Origin of the sequence: Methylocaldum sp. (assembly GCF_035627495.1) — a bacterium.
Taxonomy (GTDB): domain Bacteria; phylum Pseudomonadota; class Gammaproteobacteria; order Methylococcales; family Methylococcaceae; genus Methylocaldum.
Window position 1 is genome coordinate 67,835 of the sequence record NZ_DASPLO010000161.1, and the last position, 6,216, is coordinate 74,050.

Below are 6,216 nucleotides of genomic sequence, written 5' to 3' on the forward strand. Positions count from 1 at the left end.
TGGAAAAATTGTAAGTCATTGATTGTAAGTGTCTGACTTATTACGGAATGATAAATGAATAACTTAAGGCCGAGCTTTATGTGACCGACTCGAGCTCAAGATTCTGTCAAGTCTTGACAGTGGATAACTTCCTTGGTTTGTATCTCATACGTCTGTTCGTGCCTCAGAAAAGTGCCGTTGCATGTTCCGCTGAGGGCACTTGATAGTGATTGACGAATTCCGGGCTTTGCCGGAAAGTCGCCGCCGAGGCCGAGCGTTCGGTCATGATTCAAGTAAAGATATGGATTCAAGAAAAACCCCGGCAAAGGGCGGTCTCGTCTACTCCACAGAATTTGGACGGATGTGCCCGGCCTGTCGCAGACCCATCGCGGAATGCCGCTGCAACAAAGCCCAGCCGGTGCCGAAATCGGACGGTATCGTGCGGGTGCGCCTCGAAACCAAGGGACGAAAAGGCAAGGGAGTGACGGTGATCACGGGGGTTCCGTTGGATGCCACGGCGCTCGAAATCCTGGGCAAACAGCTCAAGCAGCGCTGTGGTTCCGGCGGTACCGTCAAAGACGGTGTTATCGAGATTCAGGGCGATCACCGCGAGCGGGTCATCGAGGACCTGGCTAAACAGGGCTGGACCGTCAAGCGGTCGGGAGGCTGAACCGAGAGCTTCCCGAATTCGGCCTGTTGGCGGTTCTCAATGCCCGATTACGGCGAGCGCCTGGTCTTCCAAGGCCTCAAGTCGGACCGGCGGCTGCGGGAAGGATTTTCGGACTCTCGACCCCGCCACCTCGAGATCGAGCCCATAGCGGTCCAGTCCTAACAGCCTATAGGCGTGCGGAAGCTTCCCTTCCAGCCGTTCGAGCAGCACCGCTTCGTCGATGAGCGCTAAAGGCTTTGTTGTGAGTAGTACCTGCCCATCGATCCAGCCCATCTGGCCGAACCCCTCGATCAGCCGTAACTGTCGGGGTTGGAACCGATAAAAGACGAAATCGCCGAAGCCGAGGTAACGTCGCGCCTCCGGCTGATAGTGAAGATAACGTGCGATCAGCGCTTCGTCCGGCGTAAAGGCTGAAGCCTCGCCGACGAGGGTCAAACGTGCTCCGGCCTGGAGATCGTTCGGTCCCGCGTTAAAGAGGAGGAGGCTCGCCTTGGGATCCGCTCGAAGGTTTTTCGTATGCTCGGCCAAGCCGCTGATGAAGAAGATTGGCTGGTGCCGATCATCCAGCGCGAACGGCGCGACGCTCACATAGGGATATCCGGGCAGGCGGGCGGACTGGGTGGCCAAGGTGGCATAAGCGCTCTCATGGAGCCGTTGCAAAATGGCCTCAGGGGATATCGTCATGAGATGGAATTCCGATTGGGTCAAATGCCCTAAAATGGACACTCAGGCTCGTTAGACGGCTTCCGAAGAGCGGCGTTCGGACCGCGCGAAGCCCAAGGCTTTTTGCGTCATGGAAGTCATGATGATGCGGTTAAAGGTAGCGTCCCGTGCCGAGGCTGTCGAATATCAGGCTATGCACTGTTTGCGCATAAGAATATATTGATATGCTTCTGGTATGCTGTATGCAAAGGCATTGTCAGGATGGCAGACCTGTGGCTCTTGTTGCGTTTTCCGAGCCATCAATTCGTTCCACGCGGCTCCAAGGCTAAGTCACGTCCTCGAAGTACTGCGTGAGGGCATTAATCGGGGGAGGAAAAGTCAAATGGTATAGCGCCTGTCATTTTTCCGCATCGGGTGAAGACAATGTTTTGCCGTGGGGCGGTTTTTCAGTGCTCGGTAATGCCAAGGAACAGCATTCTGTGTCGAAACTTTGGAGACTTTGTATGTACGCCTTATTGATAATCCTGTTCGGGCTCCTGCAAGTCGCAGACGGAGTGGTGACCTACCTCGGGCTGAGCTTTTCCGGTTTGGATGAAGTGAACCCTGTTCTCAATTTTTGCGCCGAGTTAGTGGGTCTCGGATACTCCATTGTCCTGCTCAAGATGGCGGGCCTTGTCTTCATCGCATTTCTATTCACCGACCGACATAAGATGAAAAGCCGCTGGATTACCGCGACATTGACCTCAGCCGTTGCCTTTTATAGCTGGGTTGTGACGAACAACGTGATCTTGGTTGTCGACGCGTAGGGTTATTTAACGGTGGCTCGCGGGACCTTTGCTCGTCGGGCCACCGCTTCGACCATTCCACTCATGTTCAATCAGCAAAGCCCCCCATCAATCTCCCATGAGCTGCTATGGCTTGAGGAATAACCGTCCCGATACCCGATGATCAAGCGCTCTGCGCATTCCGCCTCGGCTGCGCGTCCGCCTCACATTCGCCGAGCGGCAGCCGCACGATGAATTCGCTCCCCTTGCCGGGCCCTTCGCTTCTCGCCTCTACCCGTCCTCCGTGCAATTCCGCGATCTTCTGCACGATGGTCAATCCCAGGCCAAGCCCCCCCTGGGCGCGATCCAGCGTCCGTTCCGCTTGAGTAAACACGTCAAAGAGATGAGGCAGCAGCGCGCTGGGGATGCCTTCGCCATTATCCCGCACGGTAATCGCCACTTCGCTTCCCGCGTGGTCTACGATGAGCCAGATCCGACCCCCGGCCGGGGTGTATTTGTTGGCATTATCCAGCAAGTTCGAGACCATTTGCGTCAACCGCACCGGATCGGCCTCGAACCGTAGGGGGTGCTTCGGCAGGGTTGCGGTGAACGAATGGCGACGGGCCTCGATCTGCGGTTTCGTGGCCTCGACGGCTTGATGAAGGAGGGCTGTAAGATCTACGGGGGTTTTCTGAAGTCTCAACTTGCCTTGGACAATCCGCGAAACATCCAGGAGATCGTCCACCAGTCGGGTCAAATGCTCCACCTGTCGATTGATGACCTCCCGCGCCCAGCGCAGTTTGGGATTCGGGGTATCGAGCTTGCGCATCAGATGAACCGCATTGCGGATCGGCGCCAGGGGATTGCGCAACTCATGCCCCAGCATGGCGATGAATTCGTTTTTGCGAAAGTCGGCCTCCTTAAGCGCCCCCTCGGTTTGCGCTCGTTCGATCATATCTGCGGTTTGGCGGGCCAACAGGTCCAGCAGCCGCAAAGTCCGCTCGTCCGGCCGGTGCGGCGTTCCATAGTGCGTGGAAAATACGCCGAGCAGCCGGCCGCCGCGGCTTAGCAGAGGCGTGGACTGAACCGCTCGCACACCCGCCTGCAGCGTCACCTGCAGCCCTGGCGCGTCCTCAAAGATAGGGCTTTCGGTGACGTCTTCGACGATCACCCGCTCTCCCCATTCCAGCGCGGCGCCACAGGGGCCTTGCCCCACGGGGACGCTGTGCCAGAAGTCGAGGAACGGCGGCTCGAAGCCTCGTTGCGCCACGATTCGGAGATGGCCGGACGGCGCGTCGACAAGCTGAATGTGGCCACGGTCTGCGCCGGTAATGGCTATAGCCGTCTCCACGATTTGATCAAGCACCGTCGGCAGCCCGCCCTCCCGCACGAACAGCGCGCCGACCGCTTGCAGTCTCGTCATGGCATCCAGATCGGCCGCCAAGCGGTCATTCGCCGCCGCCAAGGCCTGCTGGGCCTGTTTGCGCTCGGTAATGTCGTGGCTTACCGTCGCGAATCCGACCGGCTCGCCATTAGCATCCCGGATGTAGAACACGTTACAAATCATCCAAAGCGCCGCGCCGGTTTCGAAATGGCGGAAGCGGATCTCGACCTCGGCGCGACCTTCGCGCAGCACGCGCGGGAGGAATTCCTCATAGAGGAATTCCTGGTCTTCGGGAAAGACGAATTCTTTTACCGGCGTTCGGCGTGCCAGTTCCATGTTGTCCAGCCCAACCAGGCGCAGGCCGGCGTCGTTGACATAGAGCGGGTTGAACTGCAGGTCGCACATTCCAATGAATTCAGTACTCTGATCGGCGAAAGAAACGAACTTTTGCCGTTCGATCTCGATCTGTTTGCGCTCGGTGATATCCAGGAAGGTGGCCGTGGCACCGCACACGACGCCGGTGGCGTCATACAGCGGTGCGGCGGCGCTCAGGACGAACCTGCGTGTGCCATCGGCCCGGACTATCTCCAGTTCCACATCCTCCACGATCTCTCCCGTCTTCACGACCCGCTGCATGGGGAGATCCTGGCCTGGAACTTCGCGCCCATTGTTGAGGAGGCGGTAGGGAACGGCGCTGCTCGCGCCCGGCATGGCGGACAAGTCGCCCTCGTCTGGCACCCCCAGCAATTGATGCGCCTGGGCGTTGCCCGTGATCAGTCGACACTCGGCGTCATGGGCGACGCAGATAGCCACCCGCGCCGTCTGCATGATGGCCCGCATCTGAGCGCTGGCCGCGAGCGCTCGGGCTTCACTCGCCCGCAACGCTTCCTCGGTCCGCACCAAATCGTCGATGTCCGTGAGCGAACCGGTCCAGCGAGCGATCTTCCCGTCGCCATTGTGGTCCGGCAGGGCACGGGCGATAAACCACCGGTACGAGCCGTCGACCGATTTTAGACGGTACTGGCTCTCGAACAACATGCCGGTTCGTGCCGCCTTGTTCCATCGTGCCATAACCTTTGCGATGTCGTCCGGGTGCAGCGCCGATAGCCAGCCCCGCCCAGTGCTCTGCTCGGGGGAGAGGCCCGTGTAAGCGCACCATTGCTCGCTCGCGAAGGTGTTGTTGCCTTCCGAGTCACTCTCTAAAGTGAGGCTCGGGACGACCTGCACCATCGTGCGAAAACGGGCTTCGCTCGCCCTTAGTGCCTGCTGGGCAAGAACCCGCTGCATGGCTATCGCCACCTGGTCGGTGACCGATATCATCAGATCCAATTCTTCGGCGGTGAATGCGGGGCGGGTCTTGGTGCCGAACGACAGCGTTCCGATGACGCGTCCTTGTACGAGCAGCGGATGACAGGCGTAGGCGTGAATGCCGTAGGACTTGATCAGAGTCGTACGCGGGTCGTCGCCGTGTTGGATGTTTTCGGCGACAATGCGCTCACCGTCGCGCGCGACATAGCCGCAGACGGTCTCATCGTAATCGAGCCACTCAATCTCGCGAATCTCCTCATCCGAGATGCCGGCGCAAGCATTGAGGTGCAACCGTCCCTTGGCGTCGTCGGCCAGATAGTGGAAGAAACAGTCGCAGCCAAGCTGAAGCATCACAGCGCCGCAAAGGTCTTCGATAATCGCCTGAGGATCGTCGGTGGCGAGTAACCGCGCCGATGTCTCGGCCAGCAATTTAAACCGCTGCTCGCTCGCTGCCATCGTGTGCTCGGCGTGTTTACGCTCGGTAACGTCGATGTTGCTCCCGGTGATATGGATCGGTCGCCCCGCGGTATCGTAGCGGATCACTGCCCGTAGATCGATCCAGCGGACGGTGCGGTCATTTCGACGGACGATCCGGAACTCGCTGCTGACGTCCGGCGCTTGTTGCGCGAACGCTGTCTCGATCTTGGCCCTCAGGTCGTTCCGATCATCAGGGTGTACCAGATTCAGCCAAGCATCGTACGAGTGTTCGAACGTTTCGGGCGCGATTCCGTAGTGGGTGTGCCACTGGATTGATACGCGGTGGCGACCGCCCTGGGTGAGATCAGCCTCGAAGCTGCCCACCTGGGCGATCTTCTGCGACAACTGGAGGAGTTGATCGCGTTCACGCAGCGCCGCTTCGAGCGGCTGCCGCTCGGCAAGGGCTTGATTGAGCTGTGACTGGCGTTCCACGGCCGCCTTAAACGCTTGCCGTTCGGCTTTGCGCAGGCGCGAAATACCAAAACTCAGCGCGACGCCTACCCCGAGAAGGAGCGCTACGCGTAGGGCCTCAGCGGGGGCCACGATGTTGGCCCAACCAGTCAGGTTGGCCAAAAGAAAGGCGCTTGCCCCAATGCTCAATGCGGTGGCTACGAGGCCAGCATATATTCCTCCACGCCATACCGTGACCATGACCGCGATCAAGAAGAGGGAAAGAGGCGGTGGTGGACCTAGAACGGGTCCGAGCGCGAGTAACACAGCGGTGACAGAGGCGGTCGCCCCGATCGCAACCGCATAACGGTTCCCCAGCAATCGCTTAATCTCCACTCCGTCGTTCCCTCATACTGACATCAGGTCACGGGCTGAAAAACAACTAGTGCTTCGCCACGGTAGCAGTGCAATGTTTGGTCATGTCTTGGGTCTGATGATTGTCTGGAAGCCAGGAGACGATCATGCGAACCCAGAAATACGCAGTGAAACTGACGGCCGAGGCGCGCTCGGCCGTGGAACGC

The 6,216-nt window shown here is 59.1% G+C and carries 4 protein-coding genes; 2 read left to right on the forward strand and 2 right to left on the reverse strand.

The genetic code is table 11. The features are described 5' to 3' along the window. Nucleotides 1–280: 280 nt before the first annotated feature. Complete coding sequence (locus VEB01_RS14390) at nucleotides 281–649, forward strand: translation initiation factor Sui1 (RefSeq protein WP_324876571.1); 369 nt, start codon at nucleotides 281–283, stop codon at nucleotides 647–649. Nucleotides 650–685: 36 nt separating this feature from the next. On the opposite strand, the gene VEB01_RS14395 is transcribed toward VEB01_RS14390, so the two are convergent. Further along, complete coding sequence (locus tag VEB01_RS14395; protein ID WP_324876573.1) at nucleotides 686–1,333, reverse strand: HugZ family pyridoxamine 5'-phosphate oxidase; 648 nt, start codon at nucleotides 1,331–1,333, stop codon at nucleotides 686–688. 329 nt (nucleotides 1,334–1,662) lie between these two features. Here VEB01_RS14395 and VEB01_RS14400 point away from each other — a divergent pair, with 329 nt between their 5' ends. Then, nucleotides 1,663–2,118: a DUF5658 family protein gene (locus VEB01_RS14400; RefSeq protein ID WP_324876575.1), complete on the forward strand. Its 456-nt coding sequence runs from the start codon at nucleotides 1,663–1,665 to the stop codon at nucleotides 2,116–2,118. 142 nt (nucleotides 2,119–2,260) lie between these two features. Here VEB01_RS14400 and VEB01_RS14405 read toward each other — a convergent pair whose 3' ends face one another. Beyond that, complete coding sequence (locus VEB01_RS14405) at nucleotides 2,261–6,031, reverse strand: PAS domain S-box protein (protein ID WP_324876577.1); 3,771 nt, start codon at nucleotides 6,029–6,031, stop codon at nucleotides 2,261–2,263. Nucleotides 6,032–6,216 lie beyond the last annotated feature (185 nt).

Excerpts from the sequence above, each read along its gene's own strand:
- VEB01_RS14390 (WP_324876571.1), top strand. The coding sequence starts at position 281 with ATGGATTCAAGAAAAACCCCGGCAAAGGGCGGTCTCGTCTACTCCACA.
- VEB01_RS14395 (WP_324876573.1), bottom strand. The coding sequence starts at position 1,333 with ATGACGATATCCCCTGAGGCCATTTTGCAACGGCTCCATGAGAGCGCT.